Source organism: Serratia sp. CY44782 (assembly GCF_052168715.1).
GTDB lineage: Bacteria > Pseudomonadota > Gammaproteobacteria > Enterobacterales > Enterobacteriaceae > Serratia > Serratia nevei.
The window spans coordinates 358,248-375,028 of record NZ_JBJNME010000006.1; the positions used below are offsets into that span (position 1 = coordinate 358,248).

Annotated in this window: 18 protein-coding genes; 14 read left to right on the top strand and 4 right to left on the bottom strand. The window is 58.0% G+C overall.

Translation table 11 applies throughout. The annotated features are described in order from the left end of the window. The first annotated feature begins 29 nt into the window (after positions 1-29). The 4 genes from ACJ8HT_RS14025 (at position 30) to ACJ8HT_RS14040 (ending at position 3,888) form a co-directional block, all read left to right on the top strand. Complete coding sequence (locus ACJ8HT_RS14025) at positions 30-722, top strand: 4-hydroxythreonine-4-phosphate dehydrogenase (protein ID WP_194572166.1); 693 nt, start codon at positions 30-32, stop codon at positions 720-722. A 183-nt stretch (positions 723-905) separates the two neighbouring features. Continuing rightward, on the top strand, positions 906-1,256 hold the full coding sequence (locus ACJ8HT_RS14030; RefSeq protein ID WP_197652068.1) for a hypothetical protein: 351 nt from the start codon (positions 906-908) through the stop codon (positions 1,254-1,256). Between the two features lie 380 nt (positions 1,257-1,636). Further along, positions 1,637-3,118 carry a phospholipase gene (locus tag ACJ8HT_RS14035; protein WP_197652067.1) on the top strand — a complete coding sequence of 494 codons (1,482 nt, stop codon included), beginning with the start codon at positions 1,637-1,639 and terminating at the stop codon, positions 3,116-3,118. After that, complete coding sequence (locus tag ACJ8HT_RS14040) at positions 3,115-3,888, top strand: ankyrin repeat domain-containing protein (protein WP_197652066.1); 774 nt, start codon at positions 3,115-3,117, stop codon at positions 3,886-3,888. The genes ACJ8HT_RS14035 and ACJ8HT_RS14040 overlap by 4 nt, the downstream gene beginning before the upstream one ends. Positions 3,889-3,937: 49 nt before the next feature. Here ACJ8HT_RS14040 and sigJ read toward each other — a convergent pair whose 3' ends face one another. The 3 genes from sigJ to ACJ8HT_RS14055 form a co-directional block, all read right to left on the bottom strand. Next, on the bottom strand, positions 3,938-4,834 hold the full coding sequence (gene sigJ / locus ACJ8HT_RS14045; RefSeq protein ID WP_194572170.1) for an RNA polymerase sigma factor SigJ: 897 nt from the start codon (positions 4,832-4,834) through the stop codon (positions 3,938-3,940). Between the two features lies 1 nt (position 4,835). After that, a complete protein-coding gene (locus tag ACJ8HT_RS14050) occupies positions 4,836-5,276 on the bottom strand; it encodes a carboxymuconolactone decarboxylase family protein (RefSeq protein WP_087762253.1) in 441 nt (146 codons plus the stop codon). A gap of 300 nt (positions 5,277-5,576) precedes the next feature. Then, entirely contained in the window at positions 5,577-7,265 is a 1,689-nt protein-coding gene (locus ACJ8HT_RS14055; RefSeq protein WP_047728000.1) for an aspartate:alanine antiporter, read from the bottom strand. A gap of 293 nt (positions 7,266-7,558) precedes the next feature. On the opposite strand from ACJ8HT_RS14055, the gene ACJ8HT_RS14060 reads away from it, so the two are divergent. After that, positions 7,559-7,948: an inner membrane protein YbjM gene (locus ACJ8HT_RS14060; RefSeq protein WP_033637808.1), complete on the top strand. Its 390-nt coding sequence runs from the start codon at positions 7,559-7,561 to the stop codon at positions 7,946-7,948. Positions 7,949-7,993: 45 nt separating this feature from the next. On the opposite strand, the gene ACJ8HT_RS14065 is transcribed toward ACJ8HT_RS14060, so the two are convergent. Next, positions 7,994-8,257: a GrxA family glutaredoxin gene (locus tag ACJ8HT_RS14065; RefSeq protein ID WP_004938676.1), complete on the bottom strand. Its 264-nt coding sequence runs from the start codon at positions 8,255-8,257 to the stop codon at positions 7,994-7,996. A gap of 230 nt (positions 8,258-8,487) precedes the next feature. Here ACJ8HT_RS14065 and ACJ8HT_RS14070 point away from each other — a divergent pair, with 230 nt between their 5' ends. From ACJ8HT_RS14070 to rlmC, 9 genes are all read left to right on the top strand, one after another. Further along, positions 8,488-8,790 (top strand): YbjC family protein, encoded by a 303-nt coding sequence (locus ACJ8HT_RS14070; RefSeq protein WP_033646672.1) that lies wholly within the window; start codon positions 8,488-8,490, stop codon positions 8,788-8,790. 56 nt (positions 8,791-8,846) lie between these two features. Next, entirely contained in the window at positions 8,847-9,749 is a 903-nt protein-coding gene (rimK, locus tag ACJ8HT_RS14075) for a 30S ribosomal protein S6--L-glutamate ligase (RefSeq protein ID WP_038880682.1), read from the top strand. 136 nt (positions 9,750-9,885) lie between these two features. Further along, on the top strand, positions 9,886-10,365 hold the full coding sequence (locus ACJ8HT_RS14080) for a YbjN domain-containing protein (protein ID WP_004938666.1): 480 nt from the start codon (positions 9,886-9,888) through the stop codon (positions 10,363-10,365). 406 nt (positions 10,366-10,771) lie between these two features. Continuing rightward, positions 10,772-11,881, top strand: a complete 1,110-nt coding sequence (gene potF / locus ACJ8HT_RS14085) for a spermidine/putrescine ABC transporter substrate-binding protein PotF (RefSeq protein ID WP_141958668.1) — start codon at positions 10,772-10,774, stop codon at positions 11,879-11,881. 122 nt (positions 11,882-12,003) lie between these two features. Beyond that, entirely contained in the window at positions 12,004-13,137 is a 1,134-nt protein-coding gene (potG, locus tag ACJ8HT_RS14090) for a putrescine ABC transporter ATP-binding subunit PotG (RefSeq protein ID WP_038880684.1), read from the top strand. A 24-nt stretch (positions 13,138-13,161) separates the two neighbouring features. Continuing rightward, entirely contained in the window at positions 13,162-14,124 is a 963-nt protein-coding gene (potH, locus tag ACJ8HT_RS14095; protein WP_147095641.1) for a putrescine ABC transporter permease PotH, read from the top strand. Then, positions 14,121-14,966, top strand: a complete 846-nt coding sequence (gene potI, locus ACJ8HT_RS14100) for a putrescine ABC transporter permease PotI (protein ID WP_025302238.1) — start codon at positions 14,121-14,123, stop codon at positions 14,964-14,966. The genes potH and potI overlap by 4 nt, the downstream gene beginning before the upstream one ends. 104 nt (positions 14,967-15,070) lie before the next feature. After that, positions 15,071-15,550, top strand: a complete 480-nt coding sequence (locus ACJ8HT_RS14105) for a YbjO family protein (protein WP_060440305.1) — start codon at positions 15,071-15,073, stop codon at positions 15,548-15,550. Positions 15,551-15,619: 69 nt separating this feature from the next. Continuing rightward, positions 15,620-16,750 (top strand): 23S rRNA (uracil(747)-C(5))-methyltransferase RlmC, encoded by a 1,131-nt coding sequence (gene rlmC, locus ACJ8HT_RS14110; protein WP_141958672.1) that lies wholly within the window; start codon positions 15,620-15,622, stop codon positions 16,748-16,750. Positions 16,751-16,781: the final 31 nt, after the last annotated feature.

Genomic DNA, 16,781 nt, shown 5'->3' on the forward strand with positions numbered 1-16,781 from the left:
ATATCACCTGAAGACAATAAGGAAACACCATGCACACACCCGAGTTTATTTTCATGCTGACGCGCAACGACAGCACGGTGCCTGATGCGCAAGCGCGGCTACCAGAGGTGCTGGCTGCCGGCGTGAAGCATATCGGCTTTAAGGATATCGGCCTGCCGCTGGATCAACTCAAACAGTTGGCGCAGGCGATCCACGCCGGTGGCGCCACCGCTTATCTGGAAGTGGTTAGCCTGGATGAGGAAAGCGAGATGAATTCGGCGCGCGCGGCGCTGGCGTTGGGCGTTGATGTATTGATGGGGGGGACGCGGCCGGAAAGCGTGCTGCCGATCATTCGTCAGTCTGGCCTGCGCTACTATCCGTTTGCCGGCCGCATCAGCGGCCATCCCAGCGTGCTGGAAGGTGACATCGAAGACATTGTCGCCAGCGCCCGCCAGCGCGCCGCTTTATCGGGCGTGACAGGGCTGGATCTGCTGGCCTACCGCTTTGCCGGCGACGTGCCGACGTTGATTCGGCGGGTGTGCGATGCGGTCGACAAACCGGTTTATATCGCCGGGTCTATCGACCGCGAAGATCGCATCGCCGCCGTGGTGACGGGCAATGCGGTTGGCTTCACCGTCGGTACCGCGGCGCTGGACGGCGTGTTTCCCGCCGACAAGCCGGGGCTGACGGCGCAAGTCAACGCCGTGAAATGCCTGATTGGCAATGTGATCCGCAAACTGTAACGCGTCTCCATTCGGTTCTTTCCACGGCGATGGGGCGGTTATCTCATTCGTTGAATCATTAATTTGTATGGCTTCTCTTTTTAATGCTCTAGCGAGCAGGCGCGCCCTTGGGCGCTCGCCGACGTTTACCCGGCAAAACAGCGTAATTGCCGCCAGATTCAATATATATAGAGGGAGTGAAAAATGAATAAAGGGTTAGGGAGTGCCGTTGTGGCGGTGAGCCTGTTGTTAACCGGCTGCGATACCTTCAGCCTGCTGCGCGATCAAAAGATCGCCGAGGCCTTTCACGTCGGCGCCGACAAGCGCTCGGTCAGCCGGGATTTCGGCGCGCCGATCGCCACCCGGCCGACGCTGAACGGCCAGGGCGTGTGCCACGACTATAACCACCGCTTGCCGAACGGCACCGTGACGCCGTTCTACGTCGGCTTCAGAAACAGCGACGGCAAAGTGGTGGCCTTTGGCCCCATCACCTGCAGGGAAGCGCAGGCCAACGGCAATCTGAACAGTGATGAACCTATCAAACAGCGGTTCTAAACGGGCGTTGGTGCGCCGGCCTGGGCCGGCGCAGCAAAAGCAGCCCAGCAACGTCGGGTGTGCCATTTTTCTTTTGCTCTATATCCCTTCTGATTCTCCGCCAGGCTTTTATCTGAGATTTATTTTCCTATGGCGTTTGCCAGACGCCGTTGCCGAAAAACGGCACTGCATGGATTTCCTCCACCGAGCGTTACGGTGTGAACAGCAAGACAACAAAGCAATCTTTGCTGAATTGTGCTAGTTTTTCGAACATTCACGGACATGCAGTGACTTGCAAGATAAGGATATCCAATGCGTTATCGTTCGCTAAATCTCGGCGAGGTGACAAGGAAAGGGGCCGGAACGCCGCCCCAGGGAAGCGACGTACGGGCTGGTGCCGTATGAAGCTGCTCTCTCTCTTTTCTGAACACACGGCGCCGGAAAGTTTCTCCCGGATACTCACCCCGACACAAGCGCGCCATGAGCTGGAACGGCATTATCTGTTCGGCGGCGCAGCCGGCATATCGATAAGCAGCCGGTATTCCATAACCCGTAATACTCAATCCGGTATTGGCGTCACCGGTTATCGTGAGGACGCGGCTGTGAAGCGCAGCGTGTTCGATGATCTCAACCGGGGCGGTTTGCTGGCGATTGATGAGGAAATAGGCGCCTGGACGCCGACCAAATACGTGTTTTACGTCGACGCGGAAGGCCGATTACAGCGCTATCCCGGCAGCTCTCTTCCTGCCTTTTATCCAACTGGGCGCGTGATCGCCCGCTATGAAGAAATGGTCAGCCGCTATGGCCGGCGGGCAAAACCGACGGTGCTGCCGGCGAGGCAGAATACGACCCGGAATCCCCCTCTGCAGCAAGCTATCGCTACCGCAGTGGCAACCGTTGCCGCCACGGTACAGGCCATTCGTCCGATGACCAAGGCAGAACGCTGGCAAGAACGCCAGTACCTGATAGGGCGAGGCAACCGCAGCATTTACCCGGATGCACGTATGGCGGCACAGCGATTGGCGGAGAACAACGTCGCGGTCGAAAAGGCGAAGTTGGCTGAGAATGTTTACAAGACCACTAACCCGCTCAAGGACACGATAGACATCCCTGAGGGCTGGAAGGACATTAGTAACAATGATGGGGCGCTGGGCCGGCTTGGTTTGAGCAGTAACATGCTTTATGACAAACCAATGAATCCTGACTTTTTAGCCCGAGTTTATCAGCCAGACGAAAGTGTCTTTGGCAAGGCGATGAACCCGACGGTGGTATTCCGCGGATCGCGGGCACCAGAATTCCCGGAGGGAATAAGCCGCGCAACCCAAAAAGCCTTAATAAGGGGTGACTTATCAGGCATTAAAAATCTCAGTGACTGGAAAAACAACGGTGCTCAGGGAATAGGGCTTAATTCTGAATACTACAAAAAAGCGGTTGGTATTGGCGATAAAATTTCAAAGGTATCCAATATCGACGTTGCAGGTCACTCATTAGGCGGTGGCATGGCGTCTGCTGCCTCCATGGCCAGCGGCAAGCCAGCTTGGACGTTTAATGCCGCTGGATTGCATGCGGGAACCGTAGAAAAATACGGCGGCTCTATAATAGGCAGTGTCGATAATATTCAGGCGTATCGCGTGAAAGGGGAGCTGTTGACCAAGCTGCAGGAGGTTGATTTGTGGGAGGATGCCAAAGACCTCAAATTTTATCCGCCGGCGGTGATCGCGAAAGAACGGCTGTCCATGTTGGCGCCTGACGCCGCGGGAATAAAACACACGCTTCCCGGTGGAACAGGCTCACTGCTGGACAAGCACGGTATAGACCAGGCGATACAATGCATTGAAAATGAAAAAGACGATGACATTGCCACAATCAAGGGAAGAATATGAAAAAACTTATTCTCATTATCACGATGATAGTGTCTACGCTCATCATGCAGGGGTGCAAACAAGGTATGGATTTACAACCGCAGGATTATTTTGACGGTCAGCAATTGGACATTGCCAAAGCCATTTATGATGGTGATAGGCCGCAGTTGGATAAACAGTTATCATCAGTAAACAAAGAGATCTTAAATCGTCCAGCTAAGGAAGACATGACCTTATTGTTCTGGGCAATAAACAATGCCATCTATGATAAAACCACACCTGAAAGGCTGAAAATTATCACTGATTTGGTAAAAGCCGGCGCAGATCCTTTACAGCCTCAACCCAACACGCCAGGTAGCCCAGCTGAATTTGTTATGAAAGCGGATAAAGGTATCTGGATACAGGCTATGTTAGAGGGCGGACTTTCTCCAAATGCTAGGGATAAGGTTCATAATCAACCCATTATATTTAATAGCATCTTTGCAAAAAACACAGAAACATTAGAGGTCATGTTGGAGCATGGTGCTGATATAAATATAAGAAATTCACTGGGTGATACGCTGCTCATCGATGCTTTAGACTATCACTCCTATGACCACGTCATTCTTCTTTTAGAAAAAGGTGCCGATAGCGATATAAGAGGCAACTCGGGTTGGACGATGGGTAATCAACTGCAACGGCTGATTAATAGGAGTCAGGACGGCAGTGAGGCGAAAGAGTCTCTTGAGCGCATCAAAGACGAGCTAATTAAGCGTGGTGGGAAATGGCCGCCTGCTCCTGTCAGTCAATAAGCCGTCTCGCTGTATTACCAGAAACTGGGCACATGTTGTAAAGGTGTTCTTACCGCAGAGGCATTGTCCACAGACGGTCGAGTTGCGAAAGTTTGCTTGGGTTGCGCACGATAAATACCTGAGCCAGTCGGCCTTCGGCATTCAAGCTGAGACTGACAGACGCCGTAATACGGCCTTGTTCGGATAGCAAGGCGCCCGGCACGCCATTGATGAGCGCGTGTTGCCAGACATAGGTTTGCCAAAACATTGGCAATTTACCGCCGATAAACTCGAGCACGTCACGTTTGCCGATGAGTTCAGCCAGGTTGGCGGGCACTTTGCCGCCGCCGTCCGCACTGAGCTTAACGTCTTCGGACAGCAGGGTCAAAAGCGGTCCGATATCTGCCGTTTCCACCGCCGTTTTGAAAGCGATCAGCAACGCCTCCTGCCGCTCTGTGGGCTGGGTTTTACGCTCCTCTGGGCGGCCAACTTTTTCGCGCGCGCGTGACACCAGTTTACGACACGCCGTTTCTTCCCCACCTAATGTCGTGGCGAGATCCGCGTAGGGCAAGTCAAAGATGTCATGCAGCAAATAGGCTGCGCGCTCGCGGGGAGTGAGTCTTTCGAGCAACAGCATAAAGGCCGTCGACAGCGACGATGCGAGTTCCAACGTATGCTCGGGCGTTTTGGCTACGGCGGTTTGAATGGGTTCTGGTAGCCAAATACCGACATAATCGACGCGAGCCTGCTGCGCGGCGCGCAGCAGGTCAAGGCAACGACGAGTGCAGACGGTGGTCAGCCAGGCCGCAGGATTCAGAATGCTGTGGCGATCCGCATGTAACCATTTGATATAGGTATCTTGCACGGCATCTTCCGCGTCGGCCAGAGAACCTAAAATACGATAGGCGAGGCCGATCAGAAACGGTCTTCTCGATTCGAACAGTGCTGCATACTTGTCGTTTTTCATATTAGTGACCGGAAATATGAATTCTATTCCACAGATTTATCATAGTGATATTTGCGGTTAGCGCGCTGATTTCTTCCTCGGAATAGTACGCGCGCAATGCCGCGCGCAGTGGGCCATACTCGGTATGGGATTCAAGCCGCGTTAACGCTTCTGTCCAGGCAAATGCGGCGCGCTCGCGAGGCGTGAAATCATCAACGTGTTCCCATACCACCAGCCTGTCCAGACGTGCGTTGGTTTCACCGTCCTCGCGCGCTTCTTTGGTATGCATCTTGACACAGTAACCGCAGCCATTGATTTGCGAAGCGCGCAGGAGGACGAGATGGTAGATCTTGCGCTCCAGATTGTGCGCATCGATAGCGCCATGCACTTTCAGCAGTGCGGAAAAAACGTTGGCAATGGTTTGCGCATGATTGACAGGATCGGTATTCACTAACGTAGTCATAAGAACTCCTCATTTATCGGGTTAACACATATAGATGACGAATGAGAAGAGGGATGTGTGACCGAACCACAGCAAAAATGTGCATTTTGGGGCCGTGGGCCGTTGATGTAATACGTTTTTCAGGCAACAAAAAACCCGATAATCTTGAACCTAAAAGGCGGGATTATCGGGCTCCACAAAATGGGGACATCAAAGAAAAGCAGTGGCACTAATTCAGACTGCGGCCCCCAACGAAAGTTCTGGTCAGCGACAAAAAAATCAAAATATTTTTGTCGCCGATCCATCTCTCCCGCTAATCGATCAGCCGAGTATCCCCGGCCATAGCACCACGATGAGTGAACCCGCCAGCGTTAACAGCACGTTAGCGATGGCGTAGGTGCCGGCATAGCCCAGCGCCGGGATGTTGCTGCGCGCGGTGTCGCTGATGATCTCCATCGCCGGCGCGCAGGTGCGGGCGCCCATAATCGCACCGAACAGCAGGGCGCGGTTCATGCGCAGCACGTAGGCGCCGAACAGGAAGCAGATAACCACCGGCACCAGGCTGACGATCAGCCCGGCAATCAGCATCTGGCCGCCGACCGCGCCCAGGCTGTGGCCGATGCCGGCGCCGGCGCTCAAGCCCACGCCCGCCATAAACACCATCAGGCCGAATTCTTTCACCATGTTCAGCGCGCCCTGCGGAATGTAGCCGAAGGTCGGGTGGTTGGCGCGCAGGAAGCCGAGCATGATGCCGGACATCAGCAGGCCGGCGGCGTTGCCGATGCCGAACGAGAAGTTACTGAACTGAATGGTGATCTGGCCGATCAGCAGGCCGATGATGAAGAAGGCGCAGAACGCCAGCAGGTCGGTCACCTGGCTGTGGATCGAGATAAAGCCGATCTTCTCCGCCACGCTCTTCACCCGGCGTGCGTCGCCGCTCACCTGCAGCACGTCGCCCTTGTTGAGCACGATGCTGTCGTCGATCGGCATTTCGATCTGGCTGCGGATCACGCGGTTGAGGAAGCAGCCGTGGTCGGTCAGCTTCAGCTGGCTCAGGCGCTTGTTCACCGCGTTGCTGTTCTTCACCACGATCTCTTCGGTCACGATGCGCATGTCGAGCAGATCGCGATCGAACACTTCCTTGCCGTTGCGGAAGCTCGGGTCCAGCCGCGCGTGGGCGTCCGGGTAGCCGACCAGCGAGATCTCGTCGCCCACCTGCAGCACCGCGTCACCGTCCGGGTTGGCCAGAATGCCGTTGCGGCGGATGCGTTCGATGTAACAGCCGGTCTGGCGGTAGATGCCCAGTTCGCGCAGGTTCTTGCCGTCGGCCCAGGCCACCAGCTCGGGGCCGACGCGGTAGGCGCGGATCACCGGCAGGTAGACCTTGCGCTGGCTGTCGGTGTCCAGGCCGCGTTCGCGGGCGATCTGCTGTGCAGAGGTGGACAGGTCCTGGTGCTGCAGCTTCGGCAGGTAGCGCGCGCCGAAGATCAGGCTGACCAGACCGATCAGGTAGGTGAGGGCGTAGCCGAGGCTCAGATGATCCTGCGCCGCCAGCAGCGCCGGGCCGTTGACGATGGTGTTGCGCAGCGTGTCGCCGGCGCCCACCAGCACCGGCGTCGAAGTCATCGAGCCGGCCAGCATGCCGGCGGTCAGGCCGATGTCCCAGTGGAACAGCTTGCCGAGACCGATGGCGAGCACCATCGCCGAGCCGACCATCACCAGCGCCAGCATCAGGTAGTTTTTGCCGTCGCGGAAGAAAATCGAGAAAAAGTTGGGCCCGGCTTCCACGCCGACGCAGAAAATAAACAGCATAAAGCCGAGATTCAGCGCCTCGGTGTTAATGGCGAAGTGTTGCTGGCCGAGCAGCAGCGAAACCACCAAAACGCCAATGGAATTACCGAGTTGGACGGAGCCCAGACGGAGTTTACCGAGGCACAGCCCCAGTGCGAGTACCACGAACAGTAACAGAATGTAGTTACCGTTTAACAAACTAGCGACGTTTATGTTCACGGAGGATAACTTATTGTTTACCAGTAAGTGCTTGATATAGATAACTATAAGAGATAAATTCAGCCTTAAAACGACGTCATAAATCACCACCAGCGTAAGGCGAAGCGAACCATCGTTCGGCGGCGTTCATTCTAGACGCTATGACCGATGACAGCCAGCACAGAAAGCTGATTTCCTGCGCCGCCGTGCGCATTTAACTCTCTTTTGACCAAGGAAAAAATTCGGTTCAGCGTCTCCGTGCGGGGGCCAGGCCGATTTCTATTGATGCAGTAATTGGGCGGGGGAGAATTCGCATGACGAGTTATAGATATTGGCTGGGCATTCTCAGCTGTTTTCTGTTGTTCAGCCTGGTGTTTCTCGGCCAGCAAACCGGCCTGTTCGGCAGCACGGATCATGAGCACCACGGCGAAACCGGCCTGCTGCTGTTTGTGATCCCCGGTGCGATCGCCAGCTATCTGTCGAGCCGCAAGCGGCTGCTTTGCCCGCTGCTCGGCGCGCTGTATGCGCTGCCGCTGTGCCTGTTGATCCGCCACTTCTGGCTGACGCCGTCCTCTTCGTTCTGGCAGGAGCTGGCGTACGCCACCAGCGCGGTGTTTTGGTGCGTGTTCGGCGCGATGCTGATGCTGTTCGCCCTCGGCCTGTTGCAGACGCTGCAGCAGCTGCACCGGCGGCAGCGGCAATAAAAAAAGGCGCGTTAAGCGCCTTTTTTGTCTTTGTCGTTCAAAAACTTACTGGAACAGGTTCAGGTGTTCTTTGGCGTAAGCTTCGAAATCGGTGCAACCGCCGATGTGCTTCTCATCCAGGAAGATCTGCGGCACGGTTTCAACCGGTTTGCCGACGGTTTTTTCCAGATCGGCCTTGGTGATGCCTTCCGCGTGGATGTCAACGTAACGGAAGTTGAAATCGTCGCGTTCTTCAGTCAGTTTTTCCGCCAGTTCTTTAGCGCGGACACAATAAGGACAGCCAGGACGCCCGAAGATTACTGCAAACATGCAACGCTCCTTAATTAGATTTTCAATAAATTGTTCGCGACCGCAACGACATCCCGTCACCGAAAAAGTCATTACCTGCGTCAGATGGCGCCTACTATGCCCGTTGAGGCGGTGAAAAAAAAGCAGGAATTACCTGTTAATCTGATTCATGTAACCAATTAGTCGGCCGGGGCTGTTGCCGCCGACGGGAATTCACTACACTGGGGGCAGACCTTCTGGAGAAGAAAAATATGCGTTCATTCGGTGACTTACCGCGCCCGGTGCTGGTGTTGGAAGGGCTGGGCATCGTGATGCTGGTGTTGGCCTACCTCAGCATTCACGGCCACCTGCAGCTGCCGGGCTGGCTGGCGTCGCAGCAGGCGGCGGTCGGCATGATTTTCCTCGGCGTGGCGCTGATGGTGCCGGCGGCGGCGTTTCTGGTGTGGCGCGTGGTGCAGGGCTTCGGGCCGCTGATGCGCGGCGGTCTGCCGCCGGAAAACGATCGCCGCAAGCCGCAATCGAAAGATAATCAGGACAGCGATCCGCGCGCCTGAGCGCCGCGGCCGCTAACCCGCCTGCCAGGCAGGCGTTGGCTTTTTTGGGGTGACGAGTGAAAATTGCCATTCTTTCTCGCGACGGAACGCTCTACTCATGCAAGCGGCTGCGTGAAGCGGCGGAAGATCGCGGGCACAGCATCGATATTATCGATCCGCTTTCCTGCTACATGAACATCAATCCGGCGGCGCCCACCATTCATTATCGCGGCCGCCAACTGGAGCGTTACGATGCGGTGATCCCGCGCATCGGCTCCGCCATCACCTTTTACGGCACGGCGGTGCTGCGCCAGTTCGAGCTGCTCGGCAGCTACCCGCTAAACGAATCCGTGGCCATTACCCGCGCCCGCGACAAGCTGCGTTCGCTGCAGCTGTTGGCGCGGCAGGGCATCGATCTGCCGATCACCGGTTTTGCCCATTCGCCGGACGACACCGGCGATCTGATCGAGTTGGTCGGTGGCGCGCCGCTGGTGGTCAAGCTGGTGGAAGGCACGCAGGGCATCGGCGTGGTGCTGGCGGAAACCCGCCAGGCGGCGGAAAGCGTGATCGACGCCTTTCGCGGCCTGAACGCGCATATCCTGGTGCAAGAATACGTGCGCGAAGCGCAGGGCAGCGATGTGCGCTGCCTGGTGGTGGGCGGCCGGGTGGTGGCCGCCATCGAGCGGCAGGCCAAGCCCGGCGAATTTCGCTCCAACCTGCACCGCGGCGGCACCGCCCGCAAGGTGACCATCACCGCCAGAGAACGGGCGATCGCGGTGAAAGCGGCGAGCACGCTGGGGCTGGACGTCGCCGGGGTGGATATCCTGCGCGCCGAGCGCGGCCCGCTGGTGATGGAGGTCAACGCGTCGCCGGGGCTCGAAGGCGTGGAAACCACCACCGGGCTGGACATCGCCGGCATGATGATCGAATACATCGAGCAGCGCGGCCGGCCTGGCTTTCGCCTGAAATCCGGCGGGTGACGGGGCGGGCGGCGCGCTTTTCCCGCCGAGCAATATCTTAATTAGTGAATTAAGCCGCATTGATCGTGGCGTATCGGGTGAATATTCCGTAAGCTATGCGCCTTTTCGCGTATTGAATATTGTGAGGCTGGTTATTATGGATTCACTCATTGTCCCCGATTTGGCGCTGTTGCGGCGCTGGCTGGATCAGTCGGGCATTTCTTTCTTTGAGTGCGATTCCTGCCAGGCGCTGCACCTGCCGCACATGCAGAACTTCGACGGCGTGTTCGACGCCAAGATAGATCTGGTGGACAACGTCATTCTGTTCTCCGCGCTGGCCGAGGTGAAGCCGACCGCGCTGATCCCGCTGGTGGCGGATCTGAGCCAAATCAACGCCAGTTCGCTGACCATCAAAGCCTTTGTCGACATTCAGGACGACAACCTGCCGAAGCTGATCGTCTGCCAGTCACTGAGCGTGGCGGTCGGCATCACCTATGAGCAGTTCACCCACTTTATGCAGCAGGGTGAAGAGCAGGTCTCGATGGTGATCCTCGAAGCGCGGGCGAACGATCTGCTGTTTATGGGGGATGAAGAAGAGATCCCCGCTGGCGCTGTGCGTCAGCCGATGCTGCACTGATCCTCGCCGTACCTTAAGCATGCCGTCGCTCCGGCGGCATGCTGCCGTTATTCCCCTCCGCAATAAAATGTTCTGCACTTTGGCCTTTGCCGCCCGATCTTTCTCGCCTTTTGTGCCGTTAATGGCGTATCACATAGAGAAAAACTGCATAAAAAATCGATAAAAGGCGTTTTTTACCCTGGGGGCTGGCGGGTTGCGGTAGCAGCGACTATGCTGCTGATTCTGCAAAGGGCTTGCGATTTCCCTTGTGACCACGCGAGCAGGGCAGTGAAAAAAGGCACATGCAATCATATGCATAGCCATTCAGTTCGCGGTTGCAACGATTGCGCTCAATCAGGAAAGGTTTTGTATCGCTGCAGATACAAGTTCAATTCTATGATTCACCCTGTTTTGGAGGAAGTTACGGATGGTCACCCAACGTAAAAAGTGGTTATCGGGTGTGGTTGCCGGCCTGCTGATGGCCGCGTCCGTCACGGCGTCAGCCGAAGAGAAAACGCTGCACGTGTATAACTGGTCCGACTATATCGCGCCGGATACCCTGGCCAAATTCCAGAAAGAAACCGGTATCAAGGTGGTGTACGACGTCTTTGACTCCAACGAGGTGTTGGAAGGCAAACTGATGGCGGGCAGCACCGGCTACGATTTGGTGGTTCCTTCGTCCAACTTCCTCGAGCGTCAGTCGCAGGCCGGCATCTTCGAGCCGCTCGACAAGAGCAAGATCCCCAACTACAAAAATCTCGATCCCGAGATGCTGAAGCTGGTGGCGCACAACGACAAGGACAACAAATACGGCATCCCTTACATGATGGTGACCACCGGCATCGGCTATAACGTCGACAAGGTGAAGGCGGTGCTGGGGAAAGACGCGCCGGTCAACAGCTGGGATCTGATCTTCAAGCCGGAAAACCTCGAGAAGCTGAAAAGCTGCGGCGTTTCCTTCCTCGATGCGCCGAGCGAAGTCTACGCCACCGTGCTGCACTACCTGGGTAAAGATCCCAACAGCACCAACGCGGGGGACTACACCGGCGCGGCCAACGATCTGCTGCTGAAGCTGCGGCCGAACATCCGCTATTTCCACTCTTCCCAGTACATCAACGATCTGGCGAACGGCGATATTTGCGTGGCGATCGGCTGGTCCGGCGACGTGATGCAGGCGGCCAACCGCGCCAAAGAGGCGAAGAACGGCGTGAACGTGGCCTATGCGATCCCGAAAGAGGGGGCGCTGACCTACTTCGACATGTTCGCCATGCCGGCGGACGCCAAGAACAAGGATGCTGCCTACCAGTTCCTGAACTTCTTGCTGAAGCCGGACGTGATGGCGGACATCAGCAATCACGTTTACTACGCCAATGCGGTGAAGGATTCCACGCCGCTGGTGAATGCCGAAGTGCGCGATAACCCGAACGTCTATCCGCCGGCCGATGTTCGCGCCAAGCTGTTCACGCTCAACGTGCAGTCGCCGAAGCTGGACCGTGTCATTACCCGCGCATGGACTAAAGTTAAAAGCGGGAAGTGATGATAGGGGGATAGCCCCCTATCGTCGGTAAACCGGCAGGCGGGTGCCCCCGCCTGCATTGCCGTTTTGGGCCACGGCGCTCGCCGTGGTTTTGTGCCGCTTTACGCCGGAGAGCACCCCGATTGAACGACGCCATCCCTCGCCCTCAAGCCAAGTCGCAGAAGGTTTTCACCCCTCTGCTGGAAATCCGTAACCTCACCAAAACCTTCGACGGGCAGAACGCGGTCGAAGACGTCAGCCTTACTATCTACAAGGGCGAAATCTTTGCGCTGCTCGGCCCGTCCGGCTGCGGCAAATCCACTTTGCTGCGCATGCTGGCCGGCTTCGAACAGCCCTCGGAAGGGCAGATCGTGCTCGATGGGCAGGATATGTCACACGTGCCGCCGTACCAGCGGCCGATCAACATGATGTTTCAGTCTTACGCGCTGTTCCCGCACATGACGGTAGAGCAGAACATCGCCTTCGGCCTGAAGCAGGACAAAATGCCGCGGGCAGAAATTGCCGAACGGGTGGCGGAAATGCTGGCGCTGGTGCACATGCAGGAGTACGCCAGGCGCAAGCCGCACCAGCTTTCCGGCGGCCAGCGGCAGCGGGTGGCGCTGGCGCGCAGCCTGGCCAAACGGCCGAAGCTGCTGCTGCTGGATGAGCCGATGGGCGCGTTGGACAAGAAGCTGCGCGATCGCATGCAGCTGGAAGTGACCGACATTCTCGAGCGCGTCGGTGTGACCTGCGTGATGGTAACGCACGATCAGGAGGAGGCGATGACCATGGCGGGGCGCATCGCCATCATGAACCGCGGCAAGTTCGTGCAGATCGGCGAGCCGGAAGAGATCTACGAGCATCCGAACAGCCGCTTCAGCGCCGAATTTATCGGCTCGGTCAACGTCTTCGACTGCGTATTGCAGGAGCGGCACGACGACGCGCTGATCCTGCAAAGCCCCGGATTGCGCCATGCGATCAAGGTCGATCCGGACGCCTCGGTGGTGGACGGCGTGCCGATCCAGGTGGCGCTGCGGCCGGAGAAGATCCTGCTGTGCGAACAGGTGCCGGCAGACGGCTGCAACTTTGCGGTGGGGGAAGTGGCGCACATTGCCTACCTGGGCGATCTGTCCATCTACCACGTGAAGCTGCACAGCGGGCAGATTATCAGCGCCCAGCTGCAAAACGGCCACCGTTTCCGCAAGGGGATGCCGACCTGGGGCGATGAAGTGCGTCTGTGCTGGGAAACCGACAGCTGCGTAGTGTTGACGGTGTAGTGGAGCCGGTGAGGAGTAACCCGTATGACCCTGCTTTCTGAACGCACGCCGGAACCGCCGGCCAAAGCGCCCGGCACCTTCAAGGCGCTGTTCCACCGCCTGCTGATGGCTCACGGCCGCAAGCTGGTGATCGCGCTGCCGTATTTATGGCTGACGCTGCTGTTCATGCTGCCGTTCCTGATCGTGTTCAAGATCAGCCTGGCGGAGCTGGCACTGGCGGTGCCGCCCTACACCGAGCTGCTGAGCTGGGCGGATGGCAAGCTGAACATCGCGCTCAACTTCGCCAACTACCTGCAGCTGACCGACGATCCGCTGTATATCGACGCCTATCTGCAGTCGCTGCGCGTGGCGGCGGTCTCGACGCTGTGCTGCCTGATCATCGGCTATCCGCTGGCCTGGGCGGTGGCCCACAGCAAGGCATCAACCCGCAACATTCTGCTGCTGCTGGTGATCCTGCCTTCCTGGACCTCGTTCCTGATCCGCGTCTATGCCTGGATGGGCATTCTGAAAAACAACGGCATTCTGAATAACTTTCTGATGTGGCTAGGGGTGATCGACCAGCCGCTGGTGATCCTGCACACCAACCTGGCGGTGTATATCGGCATCGTTTATTCCTATCTGCCGTTTATGGTGCTGCCAATTTACACGGCGCTGATCCGGCTGGATTACTCGCTGGTGGAGGCGTCGCTGGATTTGGGGGCTCGGCCGCTGAAAACCTTCTTCAGCGTGATCGTGCCGCTGACGCGCGGCGGCATCATCGCCGGTTCGATGCTGGTGTTCATTCCGGCGGTGGGCGAGTTCGTGATCCCGGAACTGCTCGGTGGGCCGGACAGCATCATGATCGGCCGCGTGCTGTGGCAGGAGTTCTTCAATAACCGCGACTGGCCGGTGGCCTCGGCGGTCGCCACCATCATGCTGCTGCTGTTGATCGTGCCAATTTTGTGGTTCCACAAACACCAGAACAAGGAAATGGGGGGGCAGGAATGAACAACTTGCCGGTAGTGCGTTCACCGTGGCGCATCGCCATCCTGACGGTCGGCTTTACCTTCCTGTATGCGCCGATGCTGATGCTGGTGATCTACTCCTTCAACAGCTCCAAACTGGTGACGGTGTGGGCCGGTTGGTCCACGCGCTGGTATACCGAACTGTTTCACGACTCGGCGATGATCAGCGCGGTGGGGCTCAGCCTGACCATCGCCGCCGCCTCCGCCACTGCCGCGGTGGTACTGGGCGCCATCGCCGCCGTGGTGATGGTGCGCTTCGGCCGTTTTCGCGGTTCGACCGGTTTTGCGTTTATGCTGACTGCACCGCTGGTGATGCCGGACGTGATCACCGGCCTGTCGCTGCTGCTGCTGTTCGTGGCGATGGGGCACGCCTTCGGCTGGCCGTCGGAGCGCGGCATGTTCACCATCTGGCTGGCGCATGTCACCTTCTGTACCGCTTACGTGGCGGTGGTGATCAGCTCGCGCCTGCGCGAGGTGGATCGCTCAATTGAAGAGGCGGCGATGGATTTGGGGGCGCCGCCGCTGAAGGTGTTCTTCGTCATCACCTTGCCGATGATCGCGCCGGCGCTGATCTCCGGCTGGATGCTGGCGTTCACCCTGTCGCTGGACGATCTGGTGATCGCCAGCTTCGTCTCCGGCCCGGGCGCCACCACGCTGCCGATGCTGGTATTCTCCAGCGTGCGCATGGGGGTAAATCCGGAAATTAACGCGTTGGCCAGCCTGATCCTGCTGGTGGTGGGCATTCTCGGCCTGATCGCCTGGTGGTTTATGGCGCGCTCGGAAAAACAACGATCGCGTGAATTACAGCGGGCGGCCCGTAGCTGAATCGTAACAAACCTGCTATTTTTGCAATCAATAAGTATTGCAATTAACTACCTGACTTTACATGCGCCATCTGTATTGGTGGCGCGTCGTAGCGGAACACGGATATGTCAGACATGCTGAAAAGCGGGCAGGGAATGGGATCGACTTCGGATGCGCCGGTGCCGGTGATGGTGGCGGGTACCGCCATGGTCGCGATCAAGTGTATCAGCGTGGTGCTGCTGTTGGGCGAACTGGGCGTCGACGGTGCGCAGGAGTTCGTCAACACCAGCGCGCAGGCGTGGGATTCTACCCTTATTTTTCTGGCCGGCCTGATGCTGCTGTGCCTGCAAATCAGCTGCGGCTTTGCGGTGATGCGCGGCCGCAACTGGGGGCGCTGGGGCTATGTGGCCTGCCAGTGCATCGTGGTGCTTTATCTGCTGTTGGCCACCATCGGCAGCGTTTTCCCCGAGGTGTTCACCGTGGAAGGGGAAACCAGCGGCCAAATCCTGCACGTTCTGATCCTGCAAAAGATCCCCGACGTGGTGATCCTGGCGTTGCTGTTCGTCCCTACCGCCAGCCGCCGCTTCTTCGCCGCGCGCAAGTGAGATTTTAGGCGCGCGGAGTGGTAAACTCTGCGCCCTTAATTCGTCATCCTGAACTTCACGGTAATCTTCATGCATTGCGCTTTGTATACGGCGGGTACCTGCCGTTCCTGTCAGTGGCTGGAAAAGCCCTATCCGCAGCAACTGGCCGACAAACAGCATCACCTGCAATCGTTGTTGGCCGGGCGCGACGTCGCGCAGTGGCTGCAGCCGGTGGCGGGAGAGCTGAGCGCATTTCGCAATAAAGCCAAGATGGTGGTCAGCGGCAGCGTGGAGCGCCCGCTGCTCGGCATGCTGCACCGCGACGGCACGCCGGTCGATCTGAGCGACTGCCCACTGTATCCCGCCGGCTTTGCGCCGATGTTTGCGGTGCTGAAAAGCTTTATTGCCCGCGCGGGCCTGACGCCGTATAACGTGGCGCGCAAACGCGGCGAGCTGAAGTACCTGCTGCTGACCGAAAGCACGCTCGACGGCGGCGTGATGCTGCGCTTCGTGCTGCGTTCGGAAACCAAGCTGGCGCAGCTGCGGGCCGCGCTGCCGTGGCTGCAGCAGCAGCTGCCGCAGCTCAAGGTGATCTCCGCCAATATTCAGCCGGTGCACATGGCGATCATGGAAGGGGAGCGCGAGATCGCGCTGACCGAACAGCAGGCGCTGGAGGAGCGGTTCAATCAGGTGCCGCTGTTTATCCGCCCGCAAAGCTTCTTCCAGACCAACCCGCAGGTGGCCGCCGATCTGTATGCCACCGCCCGCGACTGGGTGCGCGCGCTGGGTATCGACAGCATGTGGGATCTGTTCTGCGGCGTCGGCGGTTTCGGCCTGCACTGCGCGCAACCGCAAACGCGGCTGACCGGCATCGAAATCAGCGCGGAAGCGATCGCCTGCGCCCGCCAGTCGGCGCAGCGGTTAGGGCTGCTGCACGTAGATTTTCAGGCGCTCGATTCCACCCGCTTCGCCACCGCCGAAGGTCAGGTGCCGCAGCTGGTGCTGGTCAACCCGCCGCGGCGCGGCATCGGCCAGGCGCTGTGCGACTACCTGAGCCGAATGGCGCCGGACTATATTCTCTATTCGAGCTGCAACGCCGAGAGCATGGCGAAAGATATCGAGATGTTGCCGGGGTACCGCATCGAACGGGTACAGCTGTTCGACATGTTCCCGCATACCGCGCACTACGAAGTGCTGACGCTGTTGGTGCGGATTTTATAAAACATAAGGCCCGGATAACCGGGCCTTATTG